This is a genomic window from Microbacterium sp. CFBP 8794, assembly GCF_014841235.1.
Classification (GTDB): Bacteria; Actinomycetota; Actinomycetes; order Actinomycetales; family Microbacteriaceae; genus Microbacterium.
The window spans coordinates 206,051-228,945 of record NZ_JACYTT010000005.1 but is presented as its reverse complement, the minus strand read 5'-3'; the positions used below and the strand labels follow the sequence as shown (position 1 = coordinate 228,945).

At 71.2% G+C, this 22,895-nt stretch carries 31 protein-coding genes and 2 pseudogenes; 15 read left to right on the top strand and 18 right to left on the bottom strand.

All coding sequences use genetic code 11. The features are described from left to right. Nucleotides 1-6 precede the first annotated feature (6 nt). Nucleotides 7-405: an arsenate reductase ArsC gene (locus IFU19_RS15105; RefSeq protein ID WP_055835721.1), complete on the bottom strand. Its 399-nt coding sequence runs from the start codon at nt 403-405 to the stop codon at nt 7-9. 63 nt (nt 406-468) lie between these two features. Here IFU19_RS15105 and IFU19_RS15100 point away from each other — a divergent pair, with 63 nt between their 5' ends. Further along, a complete protein-coding gene (locus IFU19_RS15100; RefSeq protein WP_192212101.1) occupies nt 469-1,704 on the top strand; it encodes an NAD(P)/FAD-dependent oxidoreductase in 1,236 nt (411 codons plus the stop codon). A 32-nt stretch (nt 1,705-1,736) separates the two neighbouring features. Here the strand turns inward: IFU19_RS15100 and IFU19_RS15095 are convergent, their stop codons facing one another. Genes IFU19_RS15095 through IFU19_RS15085 form a run of 3 tightly spaced genes read right to left on the bottom strand, consistent with a single transcriptional unit; the run spans nt 1,737 to nt 3,974 of the window. Beyond that, on the bottom strand, nt 1,737-2,252 hold the full coding sequence (locus IFU19_RS15095; RefSeq protein WP_191916312.1) for a GNAT family N-acetyltransferase: 516 nt from the start codon (nt 2,250-2,252) through the stop codon (nt 1,737-1,739). Next, nucleotides 2,249-3,202 carry a dipeptidase gene (locus IFU19_RS15090; RefSeq protein WP_192212100.1) on the bottom strand — a complete coding sequence of 318 codons (954 nt, stop codon included), beginning with the start codon at nt 3,200-3,202 and terminating at the stop codon, nt 2,249-2,251. Before IFU19_RS15090 ends, IFU19_RS15095 begins: the two co-directional genes overlap by 4 nt. A 1-nt stretch (nt 3,203) precedes the next feature. Beyond that, on the bottom strand, nt 3,204-3,974 hold the full coding sequence (locus IFU19_RS15085; protein ID WP_192212099.1) for a sulfurtransferase: 771 nt from the start codon (nt 3,972-3,974) through the stop codon (nt 3,204-3,206). A gap of 104 nt (nt 3,975-4,078) precedes the next feature. On the opposite strand from IFU19_RS15085, the gene IFU19_RS15080 reads away from it, so the two are divergent. The 3 genes from IFU19_RS15080 (at nt 4,079) to IFU19_RS15070 (ending at nt 6,352) form a co-directional block, all read left to right on the top strand. After that, a complete protein-coding gene (locus IFU19_RS15080; protein WP_342343438.1) occupies nt 4,079-4,894 on the top strand; it encodes a glycosyltransferase family 2 protein in 816 nt (271 codons plus the stop codon). Then, entirely contained in the window at nt 4,894-5,724 is an 831-nt protein-coding gene (locus IFU19_RS15075) for an endonuclease/exonuclease/phosphatase family protein (protein WP_191916308.1), read from the top strand. Before IFU19_RS15080 ends, IFU19_RS15075 begins: the two co-directional genes overlap by 1 nt. 97 nt (nt 5,725-5,821) lie before the next feature. Continuing rightward, nucleotides 5,822-6,352, top strand: a complete 531-nt coding sequence (locus IFU19_RS15070) for a hypothetical protein (RefSeq protein WP_342343437.1) — start codon at nt 5,822-5,824, stop codon at nt 6,350-6,352. A 45-nt stretch (nt 6,353-6,397) separates the two neighbouring features. On the opposite strand, the gene IFU19_RS15065 is transcribed toward IFU19_RS15070, so the two are convergent. Beyond that, the gene (locus tag IFU19_RS15065) at nt 6,398-7,945 is read right to left on the bottom strand and encodes a catalase (protein ID WP_192212096.1); all 1,548 of its coding nucleotides are present in this window, start codon (nt 7,943-7,945) and stop codon (nt 6,398-6,400) included. 184 nt (nt 7,946-8,129) lie between these two features. Here IFU19_RS15065 and IFU19_RS15060 point away from each other — a divergent pair, with 184 nt between their 5' ends. Beyond that, nucleotides 8,130-8,345 carry a DUF2945 domain-containing protein gene (locus tag IFU19_RS15060; RefSeq protein ID WP_191916306.1) on the top strand — a complete coding sequence of 72 codons (216 nt, stop codon included), beginning with the start codon at nt 8,130-8,132 and terminating at the stop codon, nt 8,343-8,345. Nucleotides 8,346-8,497: 152 nt separating this feature from the next. Here the strand turns inward: IFU19_RS15060 and IFU19_RS15055 are convergent, their stop codons facing one another. Continuing rightward, entirely contained in the window at nt 8,498-9,955 is a 1,458-nt protein-coding gene (locus IFU19_RS15055) for a cryptochrome/photolyase family protein (RefSeq protein ID WP_192212095.1), read from the bottom strand. Next, entirely contained in the window at nt 9,952-10,107 is a 156-nt protein-coding gene (locus IFU19_RS15050; protein WP_082509373.1) for a DUF2256 domain-containing protein, read from the bottom strand. Before IFU19_RS15050 ends, IFU19_RS15055 begins: the two co-directional genes overlap by 4 nt. Before the next feature lie 113 nt (nt 10,108-10,220). Here IFU19_RS15050 and IFU19_RS16930 point away from each other — a divergent pair, with 113 nt between their 5' ends. Beyond that, entirely contained in the window at nt 10,221-10,355 is a 135-nt protein-coding gene (locus IFU19_RS16930; RefSeq protein ID WP_268773221.1) for a hypothetical protein, read from the top strand. A 45-nt stretch (nt 10,356-10,400) separates the two neighbouring features. Here the strand turns inward: IFU19_RS16930 and IFU19_RS15045 are convergent, their stop codons facing one another. Together IFU19_RS15045 and IFU19_RS15040 are read right to left on the bottom strand one after the other, a co-directional pair. Further along, nucleotides 10,401-10,892, bottom strand: coding sequence for a pyridoxamine 5'-phosphate oxidase family protein (locus IFU19_RS15045; protein WP_055835696.1), 492 nt, complete (start codon nt 10,890-10,892; stop codon nt 10,401-10,403). Nucleotides 10,893-10,943: 51 nt separating this feature from the next. Next, nucleotides 10,944-11,300, bottom strand: a complete 357-nt coding sequence (locus IFU19_RS15040; protein WP_192212094.1) for a biopolymer transporter Tol — start codon at nt 11,298-11,300, stop codon at nt 10,944-10,946. Nucleotides 11,301-11,829: 529 nt separating this feature from the next. Here IFU19_RS15040 and IFU19_RS15035 point away from each other — a divergent pair. Both IFU19_RS15035 and IFU19_RS15030 read left to right on the top strand, forming a co-directional pair. Then, nucleotides 11,830-12,033, top strand: a complete 204-nt coding sequence (locus tag IFU19_RS15035) for a cold-shock protein (protein ID WP_055835690.1) — start codon at nt 11,830-11,832, stop codon at nt 12,031-12,033. A gap of 246 nt (nt 12,034-12,279) precedes the next feature. Further along, entirely contained in the window at nt 12,280-13,395 is a 1,116-nt protein-coding gene (locus IFU19_RS15030; protein WP_342343439.1) for a fatty acid desaturase family protein, read from the top strand. 70 nt (nt 13,396-13,465) lie between these two features. On the opposite strand, the gene IFU19_RS15025 is transcribed toward IFU19_RS15030, so the two are convergent. Beyond that, nucleotides 13,466-14,089, bottom strand: coding sequence for a M15 family metallopeptidase (locus tag IFU19_RS15025; RefSeq protein ID WP_192212093.1), 624 nt, complete (start codon nt 14,087-14,089; stop codon nt 13,466-13,468). 68 nt (nt 14,090-14,157) lie between these two features. Continuing rightward, a complete protein-coding gene (locus tag IFU19_RS15020) occupies nt 14,158-14,661 on the bottom strand; it encodes a metallophosphoesterase family protein (protein WP_192212092.1) in 504 nt (167 codons plus the stop codon). A 51-nt stretch (nt 14,662-14,712) separates the two neighbouring features. On the opposite strand from IFU19_RS15020, the gene IFU19_RS15015 reads away from it, so the two are divergent. After that, nucleotides 14,713-15,381 carry a response regulator transcription factor gene (locus IFU19_RS15015; RefSeq protein WP_055835675.1) on the top strand — a complete coding sequence of 223 codons (669 nt, stop codon included), beginning with the start codon at nt 14,713-14,715 and terminating at the stop codon, nt 15,379-15,381. After that, on the top strand, nt 15,374-16,471 hold the full coding sequence (locus IFU19_RS15010) for a sensor histidine kinase (protein ID WP_192212091.1): 1,098 nt from the start codon (nt 15,374-15,376) through the stop codon (nt 16,469-16,471). The genes IFU19_RS15015 and IFU19_RS15010 overlap by 8 nt, the downstream gene beginning before the upstream one ends. On the opposite strand, the gene IFU19_RS15005 is transcribed toward IFU19_RS15010, so the two are convergent. After that, nucleotides 16,444-16,908: a VanZ family protein gene (locus IFU19_RS15005; protein ID WP_055835668.1), complete on the bottom strand. Its 465-nt coding sequence runs from the start codon at nt 16,906-16,908 to the stop codon at nt 16,444-16,446. The genes IFU19_RS15010 and IFU19_RS15005 overlap by 28 nt on opposite strands. A gap of 138 nt (nt 16,909-17,046) precedes the next feature. Between IFU19_RS15005 and IFU19_RS15000 the strand changes: the two genes are divergently transcribed. Further along, entirely contained in the window at nt 17,047-17,430 is a 384-nt protein-coding gene (locus tag IFU19_RS15000; RefSeq protein ID WP_192212090.1) for a DUF3054 family protein, read from the top strand. A 59-nt stretch (nt 17,431-17,489) separates the two neighbouring features. Here IFU19_RS15000 and IFU19_RS14995 read toward each other — a convergent pair whose 3' ends face one another. Beyond that, entirely contained in the window at nt 17,490-18,002 is a 513-nt protein-coding gene (locus tag IFU19_RS14995) for a glycine cleavage system protein R (RefSeq protein WP_055835664.1), read from the bottom strand. Between the two features lie 61 nt (nt 18,003-18,063). Here IFU19_RS14995 and IFU19_RS14990 point away from each other — a divergent pair, with 61 nt between their 5' ends. Beyond that, nucleotides 18,064-18,342, top strand: coding sequence for a DUF6412 domain-containing protein (locus IFU19_RS14990; RefSeq protein WP_191916298.1), 279 nt, complete (start codon nt 18,064-18,066; stop codon nt 18,340-18,342). 164 nt (nt 18,343-18,506) lie between these two features. Further along, the gene (locus IFU19_RS14985) at nt 18,507-19,238 is read left to right on the top strand and encodes a membrane protein insertase YidC (RefSeq protein ID WP_192212089.1); all 732 of its coding nucleotides are present in this window, start codon (nt 18,507-18,509) and stop codon (nt 19,236-19,238) included. Here IFU19_RS14985 and IFU19_RS14980 read toward each other — a convergent pair. The 4 genes and pseudogenes from IFU19_RS14980 to IFU19_RS14970 all read right to left on the bottom strand — a co-directional run. Further along, nucleotides 19,168-20,070, bottom strand: a pseudogene (locus IFU19_RS14980) (MFS transporter); the annotation flags it as partial. The gene IFU19_RS14985 and the pseudogene IFU19_RS14980 overlap by 71 nt on opposite strands. Before the next feature lies 1 nt (nt 20,071). Then, nucleotides 20,072-20,394, bottom strand: a pseudogene (locus IFU19_RS16740) (MFS transporter); the annotation flags it as partial. A gap of 122 nt (nt 20,395-20,516) precedes the next feature. Then, the gene (locus IFU19_RS14975; protein WP_192212087.1) at nt 20,517-20,732 is read right to left on the bottom strand and encodes an SCO4848 family membrane protein; all 216 of its coding nucleotides are present in this window, start codon (nt 20,730-20,732) and stop codon (nt 20,517-20,519) included. Between the two features lie 9 nt (nt 20,733-20,741). After that, entirely contained in the window at nt 20,742-21,095 is a 354-nt protein-coding gene (locus IFU19_RS14970) for a TraR/DksA family transcriptional regulator (RefSeq protein ID WP_082516519.1), read from the bottom strand. A gap of 52 nt (nt 21,096-21,147) precedes the next feature. Here IFU19_RS14970 and IFU19_RS14965 point away from each other — a divergent pair, with 52 nt between their 5' ends. Then, complete coding sequence (locus tag IFU19_RS14965; protein WP_192212086.1) at nt 21,148-21,501, top strand: DUF2834 domain-containing protein; 354 nt, start codon at nt 21,148-21,150, stop codon at nt 21,499-21,501. A gap of 72 nt (nt 21,502-21,573) precedes the next feature. Here the strand turns inward: IFU19_RS14965 and IFU19_RS14960 are convergent, their stop codons facing one another. Further along, a complete protein-coding gene (locus IFU19_RS14960; protein ID WP_192212085.1) occupies nt 21,574-22,434 on the bottom strand; it encodes an SDR family oxidoreductase in 861 nt (286 codons plus the stop codon). A gap of 92 nt (nt 22,435-22,526) precedes the next feature. Here IFU19_RS14960 and IFU19_RS14955 point away from each other — a divergent pair, with 92 nt between their 5' ends. After that, complete coding sequence (locus tag IFU19_RS14955; protein ID WP_055835642.1) at nt 22,527-22,895, top strand: winged helix-turn-helix transcriptional regulator; 369 nt, start codon at nt 22,527-22,529, stop codon at nt 22,893-22,895.

The following is a 22,895-nucleotide window of genomic DNA, read 5'->3' as shown; positions in this document are numbered from 1 at the left end:
GTCGTATCAGGCGAGCAGTTCGTCGAGCAGGCGCTGCACCCGGGTCTTGATGTCGTCGCGGATCGGCCGCACCTCGTCGAGGCCCTTTCCCGCCGGGTCGGTGAGCTCCCAGTCCTCGTAGCGCTTGCCGGGGAAGATCGGGCACGCGTCGCCGCAGCCCATGGTGATCACCGCGTCGGACGCGCGCACGTCATCGGTCAGCAGCAGCTGCGGCACCTCGGCGCTGATGTCGATGCCCTCCTCGGCCATCGCCGCGACCGCCATCGGGTTGAGCGTCGCGCCCGGGGCGCTGCCTCCGGACAGGACGGTGACGCGGTCGCCGCCGAGCGCGCGCGCGTAACCGGCGGCCATCTGGGAGCGTCCGGCGTTGTGGACGCAGACGAAGAGGACGGTGACGGATTCCATGCCCTCATCATCGCGCACGGCAACCCCCGCTCGCGCCGGTAACGCGCTGCATAGGCTCGCCGGATGAGCGCATACGACGTCATCGTGGTGGGCGCGGGCCTGGCCGGGCTCCGCTGCGCGACCCACCTGGCCGAGTCCGGTCGCGACGTCGTCGTGCTGGAGGCCGGCGACACCGTCGGCGGGCGAGAACGCACCGACGTCGTCGACGGGTTCCGCCTCGACCTCGGGTTCCACGTGCTGAACCCGGCGTACCCGGCCGTGCGACGGTGGGTCGACGTCGACGCCCTCGCCCTCCGGCGCTTCCCCGTCGCCGTCGGCGTGCGGCTCGACGACCGCCTCGCACGGCTGGCGCATCCGCTGCGCCACCCGCTGTCGCTCCCCGCGACGCTGTCGAGCGGACTCGTGCGACCCGCCGACCTCGTCGCCCTGGCGCGCTGGGCGGCCCCCACCCTCGCCTCCGCCCGCGCGGCGAAGACCGGCCCCGACCGCACGCTCGCCGAGGCGTGGGATCGCACCGGGCTCCGCGGCGCGCTGCGCGAGAGCGTGCTCGAGCCGTTCCTCGCCGGTGTCCTCGCCGACGATCGGCACGAGACCTCCGACGCCTTCGTGCGCCTTCTCATCCGCAGCTTCGCCCTCGGCCGCCCGGGCGTCCCCGCCGCGGGCATCGGCGCGCTTCCCGCGCAGCTCGCCGACACCACGCGGCGCGCCGGGGCCGGCATCCGGCTGTCGCACCGGGTCGTCTCCACCCGCCGCCGCCCGCGCGGCTGGCACGTGGGCGTCGAGGGCCACGAGGCCGTGACGGCGCGCGCCGTCGTCGTCGCGACCGGGCTCGCACCCGACCTCGACGTCCCGCTCCCCCGCCCGCGGGGCCTGCAGACGTGGTGGTTCGCCACCGACCGGTCGCCCAGCACCGACGCCGCCCTGCGCGTCGACGGGCGCCGTCGCGGCCCGATCGTCAACACCGCGATCATGACGAACACCGCCCCCACGTACGCGCCGCGCGGGCAGCACCTCGTGCAGGCGACGTGCGTGATGCCGTCGGAGGCGTCGGAGGACGGCATCCGTCGCCAGCTCGCCGAGATCTGGGGTGCCGACACCCGCCCCTGGCGCCTGCTCCGCCGCGACGATGTCGTCGGCGCGCTCCCCGCGCAGGACCCGCCGCTGCGGCTGCGTCGACCCGTCAGGCTCGACGACGGACGGTACATCGCGGGCGACCACCGTGACACCGCGTCGATCCAGGGCGCGCTGGTGTCGGGGCAGCGGGCCGCCGAAGCCGTGCTCGCAGACCTCGCCGGCTGAACGGGCACCCGGGCGGTCGGCGGAATGCCGTCTCAGACCGCTCCGGCGACCTCGCCGCGCGCCGCCAGCGCGGTCAGGGCCTCGCCGGTCACGCGACGCGTCGTCCACTCCTCCATCGCCTCGGCCCCGAGCGCGCGGTAGAAACCGATGGCGGGCTCGTTCCAATCGAGCACGGTCCACTCCAGACGCGTGTACTGCTTCTCGAGGCACTCCGCGGCGAGCGCCGACAGCAGGGCGACGCCGTAGCCGTGCGAGCGGTACTGCTCGTGCACGTACAGGTCTTCGAGCCAGATGCCGTGGCGGCCGGTCCACGTGGAGTAGGTGAGGAACCAGATCGCGATGGCGCGGATGCCGTCGGGCCCCTCCACGACGAACGCGAACGCACGGGGATCGTCGCCGAACAGGGTCTCGGCGATCATTCCGGCCGTGTTGACGACGGCATCCGGCTCCTTCTCGTAGTCCGCCAGCGCCTGGATGCACGCCAGGATGCCGTTCTCGTCGCCGGCACGCGCGGCGCGCAGCACGGCGCCGTCTCGAAGGTCGGTCATGGGCGGGGCTCCCAGCTCTCGGCTGCGACCCGGCGGAAGTTGCCGCCGAGCACCGCAGCGACGTCGGTGTCGCTCCATCCTCTCGCCTGCAGCGCTCCCCCCAGGTCGACGAACGTCTCGGGCGGCATCCACTGCAGCGGCCCCCACCGGGTGTAGCTCTCGTCGTACAGCTCGGGGGTCCCGGCGATCGTGGCGCGGAAGGTCTGCCAGTCGAACGAGAAGTCGGTGCTCACCCCGACGTGCCGGATGCCGACGACCTCGACGGCGTGATCGAGGTGGCGCACCATCGCCTCGAGGGTCGGGGTGTTGGGGCCGAGGAAGATCCCCACCCCCGTGATGCCCACCACTCCCCCGGTGTCGGCGACGGCTCGCGCCTGGTCGTCGGTGATGTTGCGCGGGTGCTCCCACACCGCACGCATGTTGGAGTGGCTGAAGACGACCGGTCGGGTCGAGACCGCGCACAGGTCGAACGTCGTCCGCGGACCGACGTGCGAGCCGTCGGGCACCATTCCGCGCGCGTTCATCTCGGCGACGAGGTCGCGTCCCCACCCGGTGAGGCCGTCGTCGACCGCGTCCAAGCAGCCGCCGCCGGCGCGGTTGGCGTGGTTGTAGGTCGGCGCCAGGGTCCGCACACCTTGCGCGACGAGGCTCTGCACCGCGTCGAGGTCGCCGCCGAGCGGCGCGCAGTCCTCGAGGTCGAAGGCGACGGCGGTGTCGCCTCGCGCGGCGATGCGGTCGATGTCGGCGACGGTAGCGGCCAGCTCGAGGCCGTCGATCGCGGTGACCTGCGCCCGGAAGGAACGCAGCAGCGATGCCGTGAGCGCGGGCGAGTGAGGGGCGAATCCGACGTTGAGCGAGACGTATCCCCCGCCGCCGCCGCGATAGCGGAGCAGTTCGCCGATGTCGGCCGTCTCGACGAGCTCGACGCAGGCGTGCTGATCCCAGAGCATCTCAGACGCCCGCCGGAGAAGCGCCCGCGGGAGCGATGGCCGCGCCCGCCGGGGCGAGCGCCGGGGAGACGGCCTCGCGCTCGTCGAAGACGAAGCACTCGCCGTTCCAGTGCGCACCTCCTTGGGCGGCGAACCACCCGAGGATGCCCCCGTCGAGCTGATAGGCGTCCAACCCCTCGTCGCGCAGGTACAGCGCCGCCTTCTCGCAGCGGATCCCCCCGGTGCAGAAGCTCACCACCGTCTTGCCGGCGAGTTCGTCGCGGTGGGAGTCCGCGGCATCCGGGAACTGGGTGAAGCGCTCGATGCGCCAGTCCTTCGCGCCCGCGAAGGTGCCGTAGTCGACCTCGAACGCGTTGCGGGTGTCGACGAGCACGACCTCGCGGCCGTCGTCGTCGCTGCCCCGGTCCAACCACCGGCGCAGGGTCTCGGGCGACACGGCGGGGGCCCGGCCGTCCTGCGGGCGCACCTCGGGGCGGTCCATGCGGATGATCTCGCGCTTGACCTTCACCAGGAGCCGCCCGAACGGCACGGTGTCCGACCAGCTGTCCTTCGTCTCGAGGGCGGCGAACCGCTCATCGGCGCGCAGCTGGTCGACGAAGGCACGCACGGCCTCCGGCGATCCAGCGAGGAAGAGGTTGATGCCCTCCTCGGCCAGCAGGATCGTTCCCCGCAGTCCCGCCGCCCCGGCCCGATCGCGGAGCGTCTCGCGCACGACAGCGGGATCGTCGATGCGCGTGAAGAGGTACGCCGAGACGTTGAGGACGGATGCCATGTCTCCAGCGTACGAAAGCGTCAACCCGGCGAGCGCCCCTCGACGCATCGCTTAGCGTGGCAGGACGACCCCGTCTGGAGCCCGCCGTGCCCGAAAGATCCGCTGTGACGCCCGATACTGTGCCGCTCAACACCGTGTCGGTCGTCATCCCCGTTCTCGACGACGGACCGCACCTGCGGCGGTGTCTGCGAGCCCTGGCGGCCCAGACCACCGTCGCCGACGAGATCGTCGTCGTCGACAACGCCTCGACCGACGACAGCGCAGACATCGCCCGCGCCGCGGGTGCCCGCGTCGTGTTCTGCGGCGAGCGGGGCATTCCCGCCGCCGCTGCCGCCGGATACGACGCCGCCCACGGCGACCTGATCCTGCGCCTCGACGCCGACAGCATTCCCGAGCCCACGTGGGTGGCGAGCATGGTCGATGCTCTGAGCGACCCGGCGGTGGATGCCGTGACCGGCGGCGCCGTCTTCCACGACGGTCCCGTCGCCGGGCGAGTGGCCATGTCGCGCGCCTTCCTGGGCACGTACGCCGCCTTCGCGTTCCCCGCACTGGGCCACACGCCGCTCTGGGGGTCGAACATGGCGTTCCGGCGACGCGCCTGGAACGCGGTCCGCGGTGAGGTGCACGTGGACCCCGAGCTTCACGACGACCTCGATCTCGCGTACCACCTCGGCCGGAGTCACCGGATCCGCTTCGTCCCCGGCCGGCACATGCGGGTGTCGTCGCGCACGGTCGAGCCGCGCCGCTTCGTCCGCTGCTTCCGCCGCGGGGCGGGGACGGTGTTCGCACACTGGCCGGGCGACCTCCCGCCCGCACGGTGGGCGCGGCTCGTGCGCCGACGCGCGACCCGTGCCGATCGCGCCCGCGAGGTCAGCGCGTCGGGTGAGTCGCGCGGCTCGCGCAGCGGGGCTGCTCGCTGATGGCCGGCATCCTGTTCCCGAACGTCGACGCGCCCGACCTGCACGTCATGAGCTTCAACGTGCGACGCCGCTTCGAACGCCTCACGTGGCCGCCCGCCGACCGATGGCCCCTGCGCAAGCAACGCCTGCGCACCTTCCTCGGCGCGAACCGCCCGCACCTGCTCGGCTCGCAGGAGGCGATGCCCGACCAGGCTCGCTGGGTGCAGGACTCCCTGGGCACGCGCTACGGACGGGTGGGCCTCGGTCGCGGCAAGGATCGCGGCGGCGAGGGCACACCGCTGTTCTACGATCGCGACCGCATCGAGCTGGAGGACTGGGAGCAGGTCATGCTCTCCGACACCCCGACCGTGCCGGGTTCGACGGGGTGGGGCAACACCATCCCCCGCGTCGCGGTGATCGCGCAGCTGCGCGACCGCGCGACCGACGCGCGCTTCACCTTCGTCAACACCCACTTCGACGCGTTCTCACGACGAGCCCGCAAGCGCTCGGCCACGTGGCTGCACGACCTGGTCGCCGACCGCACGCGACCGCTGCTGTTCACCGCCGATGTCAACGCGCCCATCCGCTCCGACGAACTCGCCGACATGTTCGCGGCGGGTCTGCTCGTCGACACGTGGTCGTACGCCCCCACCCGGCGGACCGCCGAGTGGGGCACCTTCAACAACTACGCGCGCCCGAAGCTCGGCGCTCGGCGCATCGACGCCGTGCTCGCGACCCCCGACGTCGGGGTGCGCGCCGTGGGCATCGACCCCCGGCCGACGGGCACCCAATGGCCGAGCGACCATCTGGCCGTGCAGGCCGTCGTGCGCATTCCCACCGGGGCGGCGTGATGGCGAACGGACGAGCTGTCGACACGAGGGAGGGGCACCCGTGATCCGGGCCATGTACGCCAACCTGAAGCGCCCGCCGCGAAGCGTCACGGATTGGGTGACCGATGCCGTTCGTGCGCTCGCCATCGTGCTCGTGATCGTCTCGCTGTTCACCCTGCCGTTCACGGACTTCGCGGTGCTGTCGATGTCGCTGCCCGCGGTGATGCTCTCGCGCATGATCGGCCTGCGTTCGGGCCTCGACCTCGTCACCTGCGTCACCGTGTTCGTCGCCGCCGGCAGCAACGTGCTCGAGCTGTATCGGGCGTGGACGGGATGGGATCTCGTCGTTCACCTCGCCTGTACCGGTCTGCTCGCCGCCGTCGCCCTGGTGCTGCTCGACGACGCCGGAGTCGTCGGGCCGACCGGGCGTCGCCGCACGCCGATCGTCGTGGCCACCCTCGCGGGCCTCGCGCTCAGCGCCGTGTGGGAGATGATCGAGTGGTTCGGCTACCGCTTCATCACCGACGCGATCTTCGTCACCTACGACGACACCATCGGCGACATGATCGCGGGCGGGGCGGGAGCACTCATCGCCGGCGTGCTGGCATCCCGCTTCCGGCTGACGCGTGAGGAGCGCGCGCCGCTCTGAGCCGTGGACCGGCGACGCCCCGCGGGGCGCCGCCGGTCGCCGACCTCAGATCTTCCCCGCCACGTCCGTTCCGACGAGGTCACCGTCGGGGTTCGGCTCGCTCAACTGCTCGCCGGGCGCGGTCGAACCCTCGAGCGGGGGCAGCGCGGCCTCGACGCGGGAGCCGACCTCGGCATCCACGTTCTTCCAGTACTGCACGGCGCGCTCGCGCACCTCGGCGCGGGTCACTCCCCCGACGTGCCCTGTGATCGTCTCGACGAGACGGTCGCGCTGCTCAGCCGACATGACCTCGCGCACCAACGTGCCCGCCTGACCCCAATCGTCGTCTTCGGGGTGCAGGGTGGCCGCCGAGCGGACGAGGTCGCCGTCGCTCTGCCAGCCGCCGCCGCCCGCGCGGCGCGGGTCGGCCGCGGGGCCCCCGACCGAGTTGGGCGCGTACACGGGCACCTCGGGCGCGTTGTACTCGTAGCGCATCGCGCCTTCCTTCGAGTACGAGTGCACCTCGGTGTGCGGCCGGTTGACCGGCAGCTGCTGGTAGTTGGTTCCCACGCGGTAGCGGTGCGCGTCGGCGTAGCTGAAGATGCGGGCCTGCAGCATCTTGTCGGGGCTGCCGTCGATGCCGGGCACGAAGTTCGACGGCTCGAAGGCCGCCTGCTCGATCTCGGCGAAGTAGTTGCCCGGGTTGCGGTTCAGCTCCATCGTGCCGACCTCGATCTCGGGGTAGTCGCTGTGCGGCCACACCTTGGTCAGGTCGAAGGGGTTGAACCGGTACGTCTTGGCGTCGTCGTACGGCATGATCTGCACCTTGAGCGTCCACGTCGGGAACTCGGCCCGCTCGATCGCGGCGTAGAGATCGCGAATGTGGAAGTCGGCGTCTTGACCGGCGATCTGGTCGGCCTCGTCTTGCGTGAGTGTCTTGTGGCCCAGGTCGGTGTGGAAGTGGTACTTGACCCAGAACCGCTCCCCCTCGGCGTTGATCCACTGGTACGTGTGCGAGCCGTAGCCGTTCATGTGACGCCAGGATGCCGGGATGCCGCGGTCGCCCATCAGCCAGGTCACCTGGTGCGCGCTCTCGGGAGACAGCGTCCAGAAGTCCCACTGCATCGTGTTGTCGCGCAGGTGGCTGCCCGGCAGGCGCTTCTGCGAGCGGATGAAGTCGGGGAACTTGATGCCGTCCTTCACGAAGAAGACCGGGGTGTTGTTGCCGACGAGGTCGTAGTTGCCCTCGGTCGTGTAGAACTTCAGCGAGAAGCCGCGCGGATCGCGCCAGGTGTCGGGGCTGCCCTGCTCGCCGGCGACCGACGAGAAACGGGCGAGCATCTCGGTCTCGACGCCGGGCTGGAACAGAGCGGCGCGCGTGTAGGCCGACACGTCGCCGGTGGTGCGGAACGTGCCGAACGCTCCGCCGCCCTTGGCGTGCACCACGCGCTCCGGCACCCGCTCGCGGTTGAACTGCGCGAGCTTCTCGATGAGGTAGTGGTCGGTGAGGGCGAGGGAGCCGTCGGCTCCGACGCTCTGCGAGTGTTCGTCGCTGGCGACCGGGGCGCCGTTGTTGGCGGTGGTCGGGCTCTGCGGGGTGGTCGGCTCGGTCATGGCTCTCCTGACGTCATGGGCCGCGAAACGAAAGGCCCACCTCGACGCTACGCAGGGGCTCCGACATCACTCGGGCATTGCGGTTGCGCGCCCGACCACGTAGTGGGTGCAGCCGGTGTCAATCCCCCGAGAGCGCCCTCGCGCCGCCGAGAGCATGAGCGCACACCAACGGAAGGACGCAACCATGTCGAAGGATCTGTCGAAGGGCGACCGGGTCAGCTGGAACACTCCGCAGGGGCGCACGCAGGGTGAGGTCGTCGAGAAGAAGACGAAGGATTTCGAGCACGACGGCCAGAAGTTCACGGCATCAGATGACGAACCGGCCTACCTCGTGAAGTCCGAGAAGTCGGGCGCGAAGGCCGCGCACAAGGGTTCGGCACTGAACAAGCTCAAGGGCTGACCGGGCACGCGGTGCCGAACTCCTGAGTTCTCGGCGGTCTGGTGCGTATATCGCCCCGACGCGGCGCGGACGCGCGAGAACTCAGGAGTTCGGCACGCGGCGCGGACGGCTTCGCCGACCGCCGACGAGAGCGCGGCGCCCGAGGGACCGCCCTACCCCTTCGCGTCGCGCCGCTTGCGCATCTGGGCCAGTGCGAGGCTCAACCGGTGGTTGCCCGCCAGCACGTCCTCGTGGCGCTCGAGGAACGCCCAGTACGCCTCGGTGAACACGGAGTCCTTGGCATCCGCCGCCGACGGCCACCACGAGCCCATCCTCTGCAGGTACGCCCCGCCCGACACGTACGGCTTGGTCGCGACGAAACCGCCGTCGGCGAACTGGCTCATCCCCATGACGTTGGGCACCATGACCCAGTCGTACGCGTCGACGAACAGGGCCAGGAACCAGTCGTTCACCTGTCGCGGGGCGTAGCCCTGCAGCAGGAACCAGTTGCCGAGCACCATCAGCCGCTCGATGTGGTGCGCGTAGCCCCACCGGTGCACGCGTTCGAGCACCGTGCGCACGGGGATCGGCAGGGTGCTGGGCATCCGTTGCGCGGTGTACCAGTACTTCTCGATGCGCTGCTCGAGGTGCAGCGCGTTGACGTGCTCCAGCTTCGGGTGCGCCCGGTACATGCCGCGCATGTACTCGCGCCATCCGATCACCTGGCGGATGAACCCCTCGACGGATGCCAGTGGGGCATCGGTCCGCGTCGCCGCGGCGACCACCTCCTCGACGGTCAGCAGGCCGATGTTCAGCATCGGCGAGATGATCGCGTGGAAGAGGAAGGGCTCGTCGGCCTTCATGGCGTCCTCGTACCGGCCGAAGTCGTTCAGGCGCTCGGCGACGAACACGTCGAGCCACTGCCTCGACTGCTCCGGCGTGACCGGCAGCCAGAACTCCCCCGCCGCGCCGGGCTGGTCGGGGAAGAGCTCGTCGACCTCGGCGATGACCTCCCGGGTGATGTCATCATGCTCGGGCTGCGGCAGCGCCGGGATCTCGACCCCCTTCTTGGGCAGCGGCTTGCGGTTGTCGGCGTCGAAGTTCCAGCGACGCCCCGCGGGCTTCCCCCCGTCCATCAGGATGCCGGTGCGCCGGCGCTGCCAGTGGTAGAAGTCCTCCATGAGCGGCGTCGGGTGTTCGGCGAACCACCGGTCGACCTCGTCTTCGGGGGTGAGGAACAGCCCGTCCGAGAGGATGTCGGTGTCGACTCCCCGCTTCTCGCACAGACGCGCGATGCGATCGTCGACCGGGCGGTTCGGGTCGCTCATCCACCGCAGCGTCCCGACGCCGTGATCGTCGAGCAACCGCGTCAGGCCGGCCGCGAACCCGAGATCGTCGCGCAGGGTGATCCGACGCACGGTGCGCCCCTCGGACTCGAGCCGTGCGGCGGTGTGTCGCATCGCCGAAACGAGCAGCACGATCTTGTGCCGGTGGTAAGGGAGCTTCCGGAACCTCGGCGCGGATTCGATGAAGAAGAACTCGTCGACGTCGACGTCGGCGTAGGCGGGGTGCTCCTCGAATTGCTGCGTCGCCAGGATGAGCGCCGCGGTGACCTTCGCCGACGCACTCACGCGCTCCTCCGAGCTGCGGCGGCCTTCGCTCGGCATCCGCGCGAGCAGTAGAGCACCTGATCCCACTGATCGCGTCCGCTCCACCGCTTGCGGTCGGTGAAGGGCCGGCCGCAGAACGCGCAGGGCTTGGAACGCACCTCGGGTCGTGACATGCCGTCATCGTCGCAAGACCCGACCGTGCGCCCCGGGGGCTTGCGCCCCGCACACGGGTACGGTCCGCGCAATCCCCGCGCGCGATGAGCACGGGCCGTGGTCGGGTGGCGGCATGAACTCGACACCCGGCCACGGCCACGACGACACCGCCGATCAGCCCGACGAACTCGAGACGGCGGACGCCCCCGAGATCCCCGACACCACCGACGGCGACGACGCGCCCGTCGACAACCCCTCCGGCGGCTGAGCCGACACCCCCCGCGCGGCGAGCCGCCGCGGGGGGGGCGTGCTCTCAGTCGGTCAGGTCGAACGTCTCGTTCTCGCCGCCCCGAGGACGTTCGCCGGTGACCTTCGACGTCACCAGGGCCACCGCCGTGGCGATGCGACCGCCCGCACTCCCCCAGTACTCGCCGGTCAACGCCGACACCTTCAGCAGCGTCACCCCGGGCGACTCGGGCCCCTCCGGGAACCACGCCTCGACGCTGGTCGACCACAGCTCCTTGAGCTTGGCCAGGTCGTCCACCACCTCGCCCTCACCGGCGAGCGAGAGCCAGAGACCGTCGGAGCTGAACGACAGGCCCACCTTCGGGTCGCGCCGCACGTGCTCGACGGCCGACGCGTGCGTCCCCACGATGAACCACAGGTCACCGTCGGACTCGGTCTCCTGCACCGTGAGTGGGTGGGCGTGCAGGTCGCCGCCCTCGGCCCGCGTGGTGACCATCGCGAACCGGAACTTCTTGAGCAGATCGTTGAGCTTCTCGAGCTCGGACGGGGTGGAGGACATGACGGTTCCTTTCGTCGGAACTCTCAGCAGACCCCGACGGCGCGCGGCACGCTACGGATTGACCTCGCCGCCGGCATCTGCTCCCGAGGCGGGCGGTGCGAGCCCGTCGAGTTCGGCGACGGCGTCGGTCGCGCGACCGATGCGCACGTCGACCTCCTCGTCCCACCAGCGCGGGCCGCGCTCTCCGAGGCCCGTCTTCGCCAGGCCCACCCGACGGCGCGCCGAGGCGACCGCGGCGTCGTCGCCCGCGCGCTTTCCGGTGCGCACGGCGGAGCGCGCCCGGCCCAGATGCGAACGCAGACGTGCGGCGAGGTCGTCGGGCAGGGCGGGGTCGGTACGCCGCCAGCGACGGCCGTCAATGACGAGCCACCGCTCGTCGTCGGAGGGGGAAGGGTCGCCGGATGCCATGACTCCAGTGCACACGTTCGACGCCGTCAGCATCCTCTCGGGCACAGAACCGGTATCCGTGATAACGTAGAGGCATTAATTCTGGGACTTGCTTCATGGACGACCGCCTCATCGCAGAGATGCCGGGCGCACAGCGCCGAGCCGTGAGTGACAGCATTCCCTCCCCCTACCATCGCGTGCCTCGCTCGACGGCTTCGGTCCTCGCCTCGCACTCGCGGAAAGTTTCTGTGTCCTTGCTTCACCTTTCGCCACTATCGTGGCGCCAGGCCGATCTCGACGTCTTCGTCGCGATGGCCGGATCCGACTACGCCGGTTTCGTCGGCGCGGGCACCTCGGGCTTCGAAGCCCAGGGTCCGCTCGGCGAGAATCTCGGTGTCCACACGTCCGTCGACGCGGCTCAGGCCGCCGTCAACGGGCATCGCGTACGAGCCACCAGTACGGTGACTCGGCGTAACCCGTCCGCTCCGCACGCGCCGGAGCGGCGCCCACGGCCGCGACTGCGGCCCAACATGAATAAAGGAAGAACACGATGGCCACTGGCACCGTGAAATGGTTCAACTCCGAAAAGGGCTACGGCTTCATCGCTCCCGATGACGGCTCCGCCGACCTGTTCGCGCACTTCAGCGCGATCCAGGGCAACGGCTTCAAGGAGCTGCAGGAAGCGCAGAAGGTCGAATTCGACGCCGAGCAGGGCCCCAAGGGCATGCAGGCTGCGAACATCCAGCCCCTCTAAGCTCCGCTTACCTCGGAAGCCGGGACCCGTCGCCTCGCGACGGACCCGGCTTTCGTCGTTCCCGGGGGGCGTCGGCGACCTTCGCGTCCGCGCCGGCGTCGTCTGCGTCTCTTCGCATTTCCCGTGAGCCTCCTGCACATGTGGATGTATTCCGAACGCCCCATACGGTCCCCCGTAGTGTGATCCTCAGACCGGGGTATCCACCTCGGCTCCCGACCACGGTCAACCCGATTAGAGGAGCAGTCCATCGCCTCCACCATCGTCGAGTCCCGCCTCGGCCCCGTTCGTCAGACGTACTCCGGCACCACCGAATTCCCCCCGATCGCGAAGGCCTACACAGAGTTGTCGTCGGTCGTGCGCGAGAGCGGCCTCCTGGCCCGCACCCCCCGGTTCTACCTCGTGGTGGGCATCGCGATCACCCTCGGGTTCGCCGCCACCATCACCGGTTCCATTCTTCTCGGTAACAGCTGGTTCCAGCTTCTGATCGCCGCGGCGCTCGGCATCCTGTTCACCCAGGTCGCGTTCCTCGCCCACGAGGCGAACCACCGCCAGATCCTGGCATCCGGTCCCGCGAACGACCGGTTGGCACTGTGGATCGGCAACGGCATCGTCGGCATGAGCCAGTCGTGGTGGGCGTCCAAGCACACGCGGCACCACGCCAACCCCAACCGCGTCGGCAAAGACCCCGACATCGAGATCGACACGATCTCGTTCCTCGACGAAGACGCCGCCAAGGCCCGCGGCATCCAGCGCTGGATCACCCAGCGACAGGGATGGTTGTTCTTCCCCCTGCTCACGCTCGAGGGCCTGAACCTGCACGCCCTGGCCTTCCGCCACCTGTTCTCTCGTCAAGAGGTCAAGGGCCGCTGGCGCGAGTTGGCTCTGCTGGCCGTGCGCCACGCGCTGGTGCTGACGCCCATCTTCGTGTTCCTGCCCCTCGGTATGGCGTTCGCCTTCCTCGGTGTGCAGCTCGCGGTCTTCGGCGTGTACATGGGAGCGTCCTTCGCCCCCAACCACAAGGGCATGGCCGTCATCGAACCCGGAGCGAAGCTGGACTTCTTCAGCAAGCAGGTGCGCACCTCACGCAACATCTCCGGCGGCTGGTGGGCCACCTGGCTCATGGGCGGTCTGAACTACCAGATCGAGCACCACCTGTTCCCGAACATGGCCCGCCCGCAGCTCAGCCGCGCCCGCGCCATCGTCCGCGAGCACTGCCAGACCCTCGGTGTGCCGTACGTCGAGACGACCCTGCTGCAGTCCTACGGAATCGTCATCCGCTACCTCAACGAGGTCGGACTCGCGGCCCGCGACCCGTTCGACTGCCCGCTGACCGGCTCGTCGCGTCACCTCGCGGTCAAGTAGCAGCACGCAGCACCACGACGGCGCCGCCCCCTCCGGGGGACGGCGCCGTCGCTGTATCACCCGCGGGCTCTCACCCGCGGGCTGTCACCCGCGGGCGTCGGTGCGCGGCTCGGGGCAGTCCTCCCCGTCGCGGGTCGCGCGTTCGAAAATGCCACCGCTCGTTCGCGTACGTCTGGCAGAGCCCCCACGCGCGACCGTGCTCGATGAGCCACAGCTGCGCGTCGAGCGAGCCGATGTCCACCGCCCGGCCCGTCACATGACTCGACCGCTCGGGCGTGGCCACGAGCTCACGCGCCGTCTCTTCACTGCCGGAGGTGGCGATCGCGTCGGCCAACAGCCACCGTTGATAATCGGCGCTGCGCCACCCGCTCGTGATGTCGAAGGTGACGCCATCGTCGAGGGCGGCGACCTGCGCCGCGCGCAGGGCCTCACGCAGACCGTCGTCGAGGCGCACCATCGCGGGATGTTCGTCTTCGTCGACGCTCAGCGGGAGTGCCGCGTCGACGACGCCGTCGTCGATCGTGGGGGCGGATCCCGTCGCCGCGAGCACGCCCGAGGTGAACGAGATGGCCGTCGTCGAGGCGGCCAGGGCGATCGCCGCCGTGAGGACGACGACGAGGCCGCCGCCGATGGTGAGCAGCGCCAGACGGCGTCGGTGTCGAGAAGAAGAGGGAGAAGAGGTCGGGGGTGCCATGGACCCAGTCGAGCGCCCGCCGCGTTGCAGGATCGTATGCGACGCCGCATACGACGCCGATACCGCGTTCAGTCGCGCGACACCTCGTGCAGTTCGACGTCGTGCACCCCGGCGTCGGCGAGGGTCAGCGTCATCACCGTGCACGCCGGCTGACGCCGCCGGTCGGTGGGCGACCCGGGGTTGAGCAGTCGCAGGCCTCGCGGAGTCACGGTATTCCAGGGGATGTGGCTGTGCCCGAACACCAGCAGATCGGTGTCGGGGAACGCCGCGTCCATTCGCCGCTCGCGCCCCGCCGCCGCGCCCGTCTCGTGCACCACGGCGACGCGCACGCCCTCGATGTGGGCGCGGGCGACCTCGGGCAGACGCGCCCTCAGATCGTCGCCGTCGTTGTTGCCCCACACGCCGAGGACCGGTCCGAGGGCGCTCAGCTCGTCGAGGACCGCCGCCTCGACCCAGTCGCCCGCGTGCACGATGAGGTCGGCTCCGGATGCCGCCCGCCGCACGGCATCCGGAAGCACGCGCGCCCGCTTCGGCACGTGGGTGTCGGCCAGCAGGAGGAGTCGCGTCGCCATGCCCCCACGCTACATACGCCCGCGATACACCGGTCGGCCTACGATCGCGGTATGCGTGTGCTGATCGTCGAGGACGAGCCCTACCTCGCCGAAGCGATCCGCGATGGTCTGCGGCTGGAGGCGATCGCGGCCGACATCGCCGGCGACGGCGACACCGCCCTGGAACTGCTCGGGTACACCGCCTACGACGTCGTCGTGCTGGATCGCGACATCCCCGGCCCCAACGGCGACGAGATCGCGCGCGAGCTCTCGGCTCGGCCGGCGGCCCCGCGCGTGCTCATGCTCACCGCCGCCGACCGACTCGACGACAAGGCCCGCGGGTTCGAGAGCGGCGCCGACGACTACCTCACCAAGCCCTTCGTGCTCAAGGAGCTCGTGCTGCGCCTGCGCGCCCTCGCCCGGCGCCCCGCGGCCGGGACTCCCCCGGTGCTCGAGCGCGACGGCATCCGCCTGGACCCCTTCCGGCGCGAGGTCTACCGCGACGGACGCTACGTGTCTCTCACCCGCAAGCAGTTCGCGGTGCTCGAGGTGCTGCTGGCCGCGGCCGGCGGGGTCGTGAGCGCCGAGACGCTGCTCGAACGCGCGTGGGACGAGAACGCCGATCCCTTCACCAACGCCGTCCGCATCACGATCTCGACGCTGCGCAAACGTCTCGGCGAGCCGTGGCTGATCCAGACGGTCGCCGGGGTGGGATACCGCGTCGGGTCCGCCGATGAGTGAGCGCCCGGCGGGACTCTCGGTCCGGCTCAAGCTCACTCTCAGCTACGCGGCCTTCGTCGTGGTCGTGGGCGTGGCGGTGTTCGTGCTGGGCTTCCTCGTGCTGCGGTTCCTGCCCGAGGGCAACCTCTCGTCCGAGAGCGGGGCCTTCACCCCCGGCCGGCGCGATCTGGTCGAGGCGTTCGTGCGATACGCCTGGTACACGGTGATCGGGCTCGCGGCCCTCGGCCTCGGCGGCGGATGGTTCGTGGCCGGTCTCATGCTGCGCCCGCTGACGCGCATCACGGACGCTGCCCGTGCCGTGCGCGACGGTGACCTGCAACACCGCGCGGCGCTGCCCGGGCGCCGCGACGAACTCACCGATCTCGCCGACACCTTCGATGCGATGCTCACCCGCGTGGGCGAGACCCTCGACGAGGAGAAGCGCTTCGCGGCCAACGCGTCGCACGAGCTGCGCACCCCGCACGCCACGATGCGCACGCTGCTCGAAGTGGCGCGCGCCGATCCCGCGGGCGTCGATCTGCCGACACTTCTGCACCGCCTCGAGGTCACCAACGAACGCGCCATCGACCTCACCGAGGCGCTCCTCGATCTCGCGCGGGTCGACCTCGCGGTCGCCGGACGAGCCGGTGAACGGCCGCGGCACACGACCGATGTCGGAGCCCTGGTCACCGCGGCGGTCGACGACGAACGCGACGGGGCCGCCGCCGCCGGCGTCGATCTCGCCGTCCCTGCCGCGACGGGTGTCGTGGCGCGCGTCGATGCGACCCTGGTCCGCCAGGCGGTGGGGAATCTGGTCCGCAACGCCGTCGTGCACAACGTCGCCGGCGGTTGGGTGCGGGTCGCGGTGGGCGGCGACGAGACCGACGTCATCGTCGACGTCGCGAACTCGGGGGCCCCGCTCGCACGCGAACTCGTCGCCACGCTCGCCGAGCCCTTCGTGCGGGGAGCGGGCCGCACCCGTGGCCGGTCCGACGGAACGGGTCTCGGGCTCGCCATCGTCGCTTCGGTCGCCCGGGCGCACCGGGGCCGGCTCGAGCTGTGGCCGAGGGCGGACGGCGGGCTTCACGCCCGTCTGCGGCTGCCACGCTGAGCCGACCCGCGATCCCCGCGGAACATCACCCGCGCGAAGACCACGACGACCGTGCCGACCAGGGCGCCGGCGGCGTTCGCCACCACGTCGCCCGGATCCGACACGCGACCGGGCAGCACCGTCTGCGCGACCTCCACCGTGAGCGACACCGCGGCCGCCACGAGGACGGATGCCGGAGACCATCGCAGCGGCAGCAGGAGCGCGAGCGCGGCGCCGAGCGGCACGAAGAACGCGATGTTGAGCGCGGTGTCGGCGTTGCCGCCGAGCAGCAGGTCGTTCCACCGCGGCGGGAGGTGGTCGAGCGCATCGAGGACGAGCGTGCGCGCGGGCCAGGCGACGGCCCGCGGAGCGAGCGTCAGCCCCGCCACGACGGTGAGCACGGCGGTGGCGAGCAGGATGCGCGCGGTGGTCGGAGAGGGCGCGGAGCGATCGGACACGGAAACCTCCAGCAGAACGGGAACCTCAGTCCATCGCCCGCGGTGTTGCCGCAACGTCTGCGCCCGGCGATACATCCGCGATATCCCGCGCGCGGGTGCGTGCGCGCGGTCGCCGTGCGGGGCGAGGACAATGGTGGGGTGCCGACTCCTCGCCGCTCCCCCGTCCTGCCATTCGTCCTCGACGCCGTGCTCGTGGTCGTCTTCGCCGGCATCGGTCGCTCCACGCACGACGGCGACGTGTTCGGACCGTTCGGCTCGCAGCTCGCGATCACCGCGTGGCCGTTCCTCGCAGCTCTCGCCCTCGGCTGGCTCGTCACGCGCGCCTGGCGTGGCCCGCTCGCGGTCGTGCGGACGGGACTGCCCGTGTGGGCCATCACGGTCGCGCTCGGCATGGTGCTGCGCGCGGTGAGCGGTCAGGGCGTCGCCGTGGCGTTCGTCATCGTCGCCGCGATCACCCTGGCGCTCCTGCTCATCGGATGGCGCGGCATCGCCCGACTGGTCGCGCGGTCGCGCCGACGCTGAGCGGCGCCCCGAGGCTCCTCGCCGCGTGGGGAGGAGTCCCCGCCGGCTCCGCGTCCGGACTACTCCAGCAGCGAGACGTCGACCTGGATCTCCGCCGCGAGGTGCTCGAGGTCGGCCACCAGGTCGTCGACGACGACGTCGGGCCCCAGAGTGGCGGTGATCACGGCCTCGAACAGGCGACCGCCGGCCATCGCGGCATCCGTCGTCTGCGTCGACATGCGTTCGATGCTGGCGCCCCGCGCACTCAGCGCGGTCGAGATCTCGCGCACGATCCCCGGCCGGTCGTTGCCGACCACGTCGAGAGTGACGGTGCGGGGAACGGATGCCGCCGGCGCGGGCGTGCGGGCATGCACGGTGACGGTAAGGGTTCCGGCCAGGCCCTCGAGGGCGGCGCGCAGGCCATCGGCGCGGTCGGGCGCCACCGACACCTCGACGATCCCGGCGAACGCCCCGGCCAGTTCGGCCAGTTCGCTGTTCTCCCAGTTGCCGCCGTGGGCGTCGACGATGTCGGCGACCGCCGAGACGAGTCCGGCGCGATCGTCGCCGACGACGGTGAGCACGAGGGTGGTCATCGCCCCAGCGTAGCGAGCGGGCCCTGCTAGCGTGGAGCCCGACCGCAGAGGGGGTGGCCACGTGTTCGCATCGCTGATCAGCATGCTCACGGTGCTGTTCGCCTCCGCCGAGCTCGCCCTCACCCCCGGCGACGGCGCACCGCTCCTGGCGATCGTGCTCGCCGCGGCGGTCGTGGTCACCGCCGTCGTGGTGCTGGTGGTGCTTCCCGCGCTGCTGGCGTCCGTCTCACCGCCGTCGTCGCGGCCGATCGATCCGTCGGCGCCCGTCGCGCAGAGCGACCCCGACGCGGCCGGGCATCCTCGTCCCCGCGCGCCGGGGCACACGGTCCGCACCGCGTAGTCCCGCGCCCCGAGCCGTCTCTCGCGACGGTGTCCTCGGCATCCCGGGACCCGCGATGCCGGTCGCCCGCGCACACGCGCGCCGCACGCCCGTCCCGGATGCGTGCCGTCGCGCCCGCGCCCCGCGACCGATCGACCCGTGATCGCCGCACCGAACGGACACCCGTGGACCTCTTCGCCCTTCCTCCCCTCGCCCTGCTCCTCGACCTCACCACGCGAGCGATGCTCGCCCTCACCGCCGCCCTCGATCCCGTCGCCGGCACCGCCGCGGCCGCTCTCGCGGTCGTCGTCGTGACACTCGCCGTGCGCCTCCTGCTCATTCCCGTCGGCGTCTCGCAGGCCCGGGCCGAGCAGACCCGCGCGCGTCTCGCTCCGCGCCTGCGGACGCTGCGCGAACGCTGGGGGAAGAATCCCGAGCGCCTGCAGCGCGAGACCCTGCAGCTGTACCGCGACGAGGGAACCTCTCCCGCGGCGGGATGTCTGCCGATGCTCGCGCAGGCGCCGATCGTGGGACTGCTCTACGCCGTGTTCCTGCATCCGAACGTCGGAGGTCAGTCCAACGCCCTGCTCTCGCACGATCTGCTGGGCGTGCCGCTCGGACGCAGCCTCATCGGCGCGCTCGGCTCGGGAACGGTGGATGCCGCGGCCCTCGCCCTGATCGGAGCGCTCGTCGTGGTGATCGCGGGCGTGGCCGAGCTCACGCGGCGGCTCCTGCGGCCTCCCGTCGACCCCTCGGCCCCCGCGTGGACGACGGGCATGGTGGGCGCGCTGCAGTTCACCACCGCCGTCGTCGCCCTGTTCGTGCCGCTCGCGGCCGGGCTCTATCTCACCGTGACGACGGTGTGGACCCTGGTGCAGCGTGTGCTGCTGCGACGCCGGTACCCGCTGCCGTCGTGACGGCATCCCATCGTGGGGCGGCGGAGGCGTTCAGCGCGGCCATCGCCAGCACCAGCAGGGCCGCGACCGCGGGGAACAGCATCGCGGTCTGCACCGAGACGCTCTCGGCGACGGCGCCCGTCACCGCCGACGACAGCGCCTGCGCGAGGGTGAGGGCCGAGGCGAGGATCGTCATGGTCGACGCCGTGCGCCCGCGTGGTGCGCGGTTTCCGGCGAGGCTGAAGAGCGTCACGAGCGAGGGGCCGACGCCGATCCCCATCAGGCACAGCACGGTGGTCACGGTCGCGACCGAGCCGCCGACCGTGTACGCCCCGGCCGAAGCCGTGAGGACGATCGAGAACGCGACCAGGCGCCACCGGAGTGAGAACCGCACGGGGAGCGCGGCGACGGCCAGCGCGAGCACGGCCGACCCCACCCCCATCACGCCGTACAGCAGTGCCCCCGCCTCGGGTGCCCCCTGCGCCTCCATGAACGCGGTGAGCGAGGTGAGCGTCGAACCGAAGAACAGCCCGACGCCGAAGACCGCGGCCACCAGCACGAGCATGCGCGGATGCACCAGCTCGCGGAAGGGGGCCATCGCCGCACGCGCCGAGCGTTCGGGCACGGCCCGCCCGGTCGGGTGCAGCGCGAAGGCGGTGACGAAGACGAAACTCAGCACCGCGGCACCGGCGATGGGCGCCCACGGGGCGATGAGGGCGGCGAGCACACCGACGACGAACGGTCCGATGACGAAGGCCGTCTCATCGGCGGCGGACTCGTAGGCCATGGCCCGCGAGAAGGTGCGTTCGCGACGCGCGGGGTCCACTCGGTCGCCGATCAGGGCCATCACACGNAGCGCGTCGGCGCCCGCGTTCGCCACGACCAGGGGGAAGATCGCGAGCAGGATGCCGTTGGCCACACCGACCGGCACGAGCACGCGCCGCTGCCCGAAGCGGTCGGCGAGGTCGCCGAGCACGGGACCCGCGACCACCACGCCCAGGCCCACGGCCGCCGAGGTGAGACCGCCGAGAGCGACGGAGCCGCGCATCGCGACGACCAGGGCGAGCACGCCCACCGTCATCATCGCGAACGGCAGTCGTGCGACGAACGCGACGGGGAAGTACCAGAACCCGGTGTGGTGGATCAGCGGGCGATGGGCGGCGACGGGCGTGGTCATGGAGCGTTCTCCGGTGGGGGCGATGGAACGTGCCGCCTTGCCGGTGAGGTAGGTAGTTGCACAATGTGCGGCGGGAAGACCCGCGACCCGATTCTACCGTGGGGTGTGCACGACCGCCCCGGTCAGCCGACGAGGGCGGCGATGCCGGCGATGAGCGAAGCGAGCGCGAGCGCCAACGCCAGAGCGATCAGCACGGTGTGCACGATGAGGAACGGCGTGGCCTTGCCCGCGGCGTTCTTGGCACGGGGGTCTTTCGCCACGCGCACGTAGAAGCGCGGCCAGACGACCGCGTTGAAGACGGCATTGGCGAACAGCAGCGTGATGAGCACGGGTTCCATGCGTCGAGCCTACGGGCGTCGCCCGCTCGCGCAGTCAATGCAGCGGCGAGCGAAGGGGCGGGCCTCGAGCCGGGCCTCGGCGATCGGGCGGCCGCAGTTCTCGCAGATGCCGAACGTCGCGGCGGCCACGCGTTCCCGCGCCGCGAGGATCTCGTCGCGCTCGGCCTCGGCGCCGCGCCGCAGCGCGTCGACCTGGGCCCACTCACCCGACAGGGTCGAGCCCTCGGGGTCGTGCTCGTCGTCGGCCGTGGCGTCGGCGCGGTCGTGACGCAGGCTCGCTTCGTCTTCGCGCAGGCGCGACAGCCTGTGGTCGACCTCGCGCTGGCGCTCGTCGAGCATGCGGGCGGCTCGTTCGGCATCCATCCCCCGACGCTAGCCCCCACCTCCGACACCCGGGGTGCGCGAAGATCGGGTCATGAGAGAGCTCCGCCGTCACTGGACCCCGACCGCCGTCGTCTTCCTCGCGTTGGCCGTCGCCGGCCTCGTGGGCACGTGGACCTTCAACGTCTTCGCGATCGTGCAGATGCGCGACTTCGTCGGCGACCTCGTCTCGAGCGGGCCGGCCGTGTCGTCGATCACCGTCGACCTGCTGGTCGTCGCCGTGGCGGGGAGCATCTTCGTCATCGTCGAGGCGCGTCGTATCGGAATGCGCTTCGGCTGGCTGTACGTCGTGCTGTCGGGGGTGACGGCGTTAGCGTTCACCTTTCCGCTCTTCCTGGCGATGCGCCAGCGTCACCTGACGGCGCACCCCGACCGCAGAACGGCGTGAGGAGCCGAGAATCGTCGCTTCGTGGGGGCGCGAAGCGACGAATTCCGGCTCCTCACACGGTGGTCACCGCGCTCAGCGCGCGGCGAGACCGGCGCGCAGGCCCTCGACCAGCGGAGTCGTGGGGCGACCGATGATGCGCGCGAGCGTGCCGTCGGTGCGCGACAGCGCGCCCCGGGCGATCGCGTCGTCGATACCGGCGACGAACGCCGCCGTACCGGCATCCAGTCCCGCCGCCTGCAGCCCCGCGGTGAGCTGCTCCACCGACACCGGCGTGTAGGTCACGGGACGACCCACGACCTCGGATGCCGCCCGCGCCAGCTCGTCGTAGTCCCAGGCGACGTCGCCGCCGAGCTCGAGCGTCTGACCGCGGAACTCGTCGCCGATGAGCGCCACGGCATCGGCCTCGGCGTAGTCGCGCCGGCTGGCGCTGGCCACGAGGGCCTCGCCGACGGCGGCGACGATCTCGCCCGTCTCGGTCGCCCGGGCGACGGCGTCGAGGTAGTTCTCGGTGTACCAGTTGTGGCGGAGGATCGTGGCCTCCACCCCCGAGGCGGCGATCGCGGCCTCGGTCGCCTTGTGGTCGGCGCCGAGGGCGTAGTCGACCTCGTCGACGCGCGGGGCGCTGGTGTAGACGAGGCGCTCTACGCCGGCCGCGCGCGCGGCGTCGATGACGTTGCGGTGCCCCGCGACGCGATTCGCATCGGTTCCCGAGATGAGCAGCACGCGGGTCACCGACTCGAACGCCGGGGCGAGCGTCTCGGGGCGGGAGTAGTCGAGCTCGACGACGCCCACGCCGCGAGCGGCCAGGTCGTCGGCTTTGGCGAGGGTGCGCACGCCTGCGACGATGTCGGATGCCGAGACCCCGCGTTCGAGCAGGGCGTCGATGACGAGACGGCCGAGGTGTCCGGAGGCGGCGGTGACGAGGAGGGTCATGGGGTGTCCTTTCGATCGGTACGACGAAGCCAACGTCGATCCGTTCAGCGCATTCCGGAATGCAGGTACCCACTTTCTGGTTAGGTACTCACATGAACGTCAGTCTTGCGGATCTCCGCGCCGAACAACCGGGTGTCTTCCAAGACGGGTGCCCCACCCGCACGGTGCTCGACCACGTCATGGGCAAGTGGGGCGTGCTCGTGCTGATGGCCCTGTCCGACGGCACCCAGCGGTGGGGCGTGCTGCGGCGCAACGTTTCGGGGATCAGCGAGAAGATGCTCGCCAGCACGCTGAAGACCCTCGAGGCCGACGGTCTCGTCGACCGCACCGCCTACCCCGAGGTGCCCCCGCGCGTCGAGTACCGCCTCACCGACCGGGGGCGCGATCTGATGGAACGGGTGATCCCGCTCATGCAGTGGGTCGCCACGCACGCCGACGACATCGTCTCGCGCCGCAGCTGA

What these genes read in the sequence shown, in the direction of transcription:
- IFU19_RS15105 (WP_055835721.1), bottom strand. Translation starts at nt 405, where the DNA reads ATGGAATCCGTCACCGTCCTCTTCGTCTGCGTCCACAACGCCGGACGC.
- IFU19_RS15100 (WP_192212101.1), top strand. Translation starts at nt 469, where the DNA reads ATGAGCGCATACGACGTCATCGTGGTGGGCGCGGGCCTGGCCGGGCTC.
- IFU19_RS15095 (WP_191916312.1), bottom strand. Translation starts at nt 2,252, where the DNA reads ATGACCGACCTTCGAGACGGCGCCGTGCTGCGCGCCGCGCGTGCCGGC.
- IFU19_RS15090 (WP_192212100.1), bottom strand. Translation starts at nt 3,202, where the DNA reads ATGCTCTGGGATCAGCACGCCTGCGTCGAGCTCGTCGAGACGGCCGAC.
- IFU19_RS15085 (WP_192212099.1), bottom strand. Translation starts at nt 3,974, where the DNA reads ATGGCATCCGTCCTCAACGTCTCGGCGTACCTCTTCACGCGCATCGAC.
- IFU19_RS15075 (WP_191916308.1), top strand. Translation starts at nt 4,894, where the DNA reads ATGGCCGGCATCCTGTTCCCGAACGTCGACGCGCCCGACCTGCACGTC.
- IFU19_RS15065 (WP_192212096.1), bottom strand. Translation starts at nt 7,945, where the DNA reads ATGACCGAGCCGACCACCCCGCAGAGCCCGACCACCGCCAACAACGGC.
- IFU19_RS15060 (WP_191916306.1), top strand. Translation starts at nt 8,130, where the DNA reads ATGTCGAAGGATCTGTCGAAGGGCGACCGGGTCAGCTGGAACACTCCG.
- IFU19_RS15050 (WP_082509373.1), bottom strand. Translation starts at nt 10,107, where the DNA reads ATGTCACGACCCGAGGTGCGTTCCAAGCCCTGCGCGTTCTGCGGCCGG.
- IFU19_RS16930 (WP_268773221.1), top strand. Translation starts at nt 10,221, where the DNA reads ATGAACTCGACACCCGGCCACGGCCACGACGACACCGCCGATCAGCCC.
- IFU19_RS15045 (WP_055835696.1), bottom strand. Translation starts at nt 10,892, where the DNA reads ATGTCCTCCACCCCGTCCGAGCTCGAGAAGCTCAACGATCTGCTCAAG.
- IFU19_RS15040 (WP_192212094.1), bottom strand. Translation starts at nt 11,300, where the DNA reads ATGGCATCCGGCGACCCTTCCCCCTCCGACGACGAGCGGTGGCTCGTC.
- IFU19_RS15035 (WP_055835690.1), top strand. Translation starts at nt 11,830, where the DNA reads ATGGCCACTGGCACCGTGAAATGGTTCAACTCCGAAAAGGGCTACGGC.
- IFU19_RS15025 (WP_192212093.1), bottom strand. Translation starts at nt 14,089, where the DNA reads ATGGCACCCCCGACCTCTTCTCCCTCTTCTTCTCGACACCGACGCCGT.
- IFU19_RS15020 (WP_192212092.1), bottom strand. Translation starts at nt 14,661, where the DNA reads ATGGCGACGCGACTCCTCCTGCTGGCCGACACCCACGTGCCGAAGCGG.
- IFU19_RS15015 (WP_055835675.1), top strand. Translation starts at nt 14,713, where the DNA reads ATGCGTGTGCTGATCGTCGAGGACGAGCCCTACCTCGCCGAAGCGATC.
- IFU19_RS15010 (WP_192212091.1), top strand. Translation starts at nt 15,374, where the DNA reads ATGAGTGAGCGCCCGGCGGGACTCTCGGTCCGGCTCAAGCTCACTCTC.
- IFU19_RS14995 (WP_055835664.1), bottom strand. Translation starts at nt 18,002, where the DNA reads ATGACCACCCTCGTGCTCACCGTCGTCGGCGACGATCGCGCCGGACTC.
- IFU19_RS14975 (WP_192212087.1), bottom strand. Translation starts at nt 20,732, where the DNA reads ATGGAACCCGTGCTCATCACGCTGCTGTTCGCCAATGCCGTCTTCAAC.
- IFU19_RS14970 (WP_082516519.1), bottom strand. Translation starts at nt 21,095, where the DNA reads ATGGATGCCGAACGAGCCGCCCGCATGCTCGACGAGCGCCAGCGCGAG.
- IFU19_RS14965 (WP_192212086.1), top strand. Translation starts at nt 21,148, where the DNA reads ATGAGAGAGCTCCGCCGTCACTGGACCCCGACCGCCGTCGTCTTCCTC.
- IFU19_RS14960 (WP_192212085.1), bottom strand. Translation starts at nt 22,434, where the DNA reads ATGACCCTCCTCGTCACCGCCGCCTCCGGACACCTCGGCCGTCTCGTC.
- IFU19_RS14955 (WP_055835642.1), top strand. Translation starts at nt 22,527, where the DNA reads ATGAACGTCAGTCTTGCGGATCTCCGCGCCGAACAACCGGGTGTCTTC.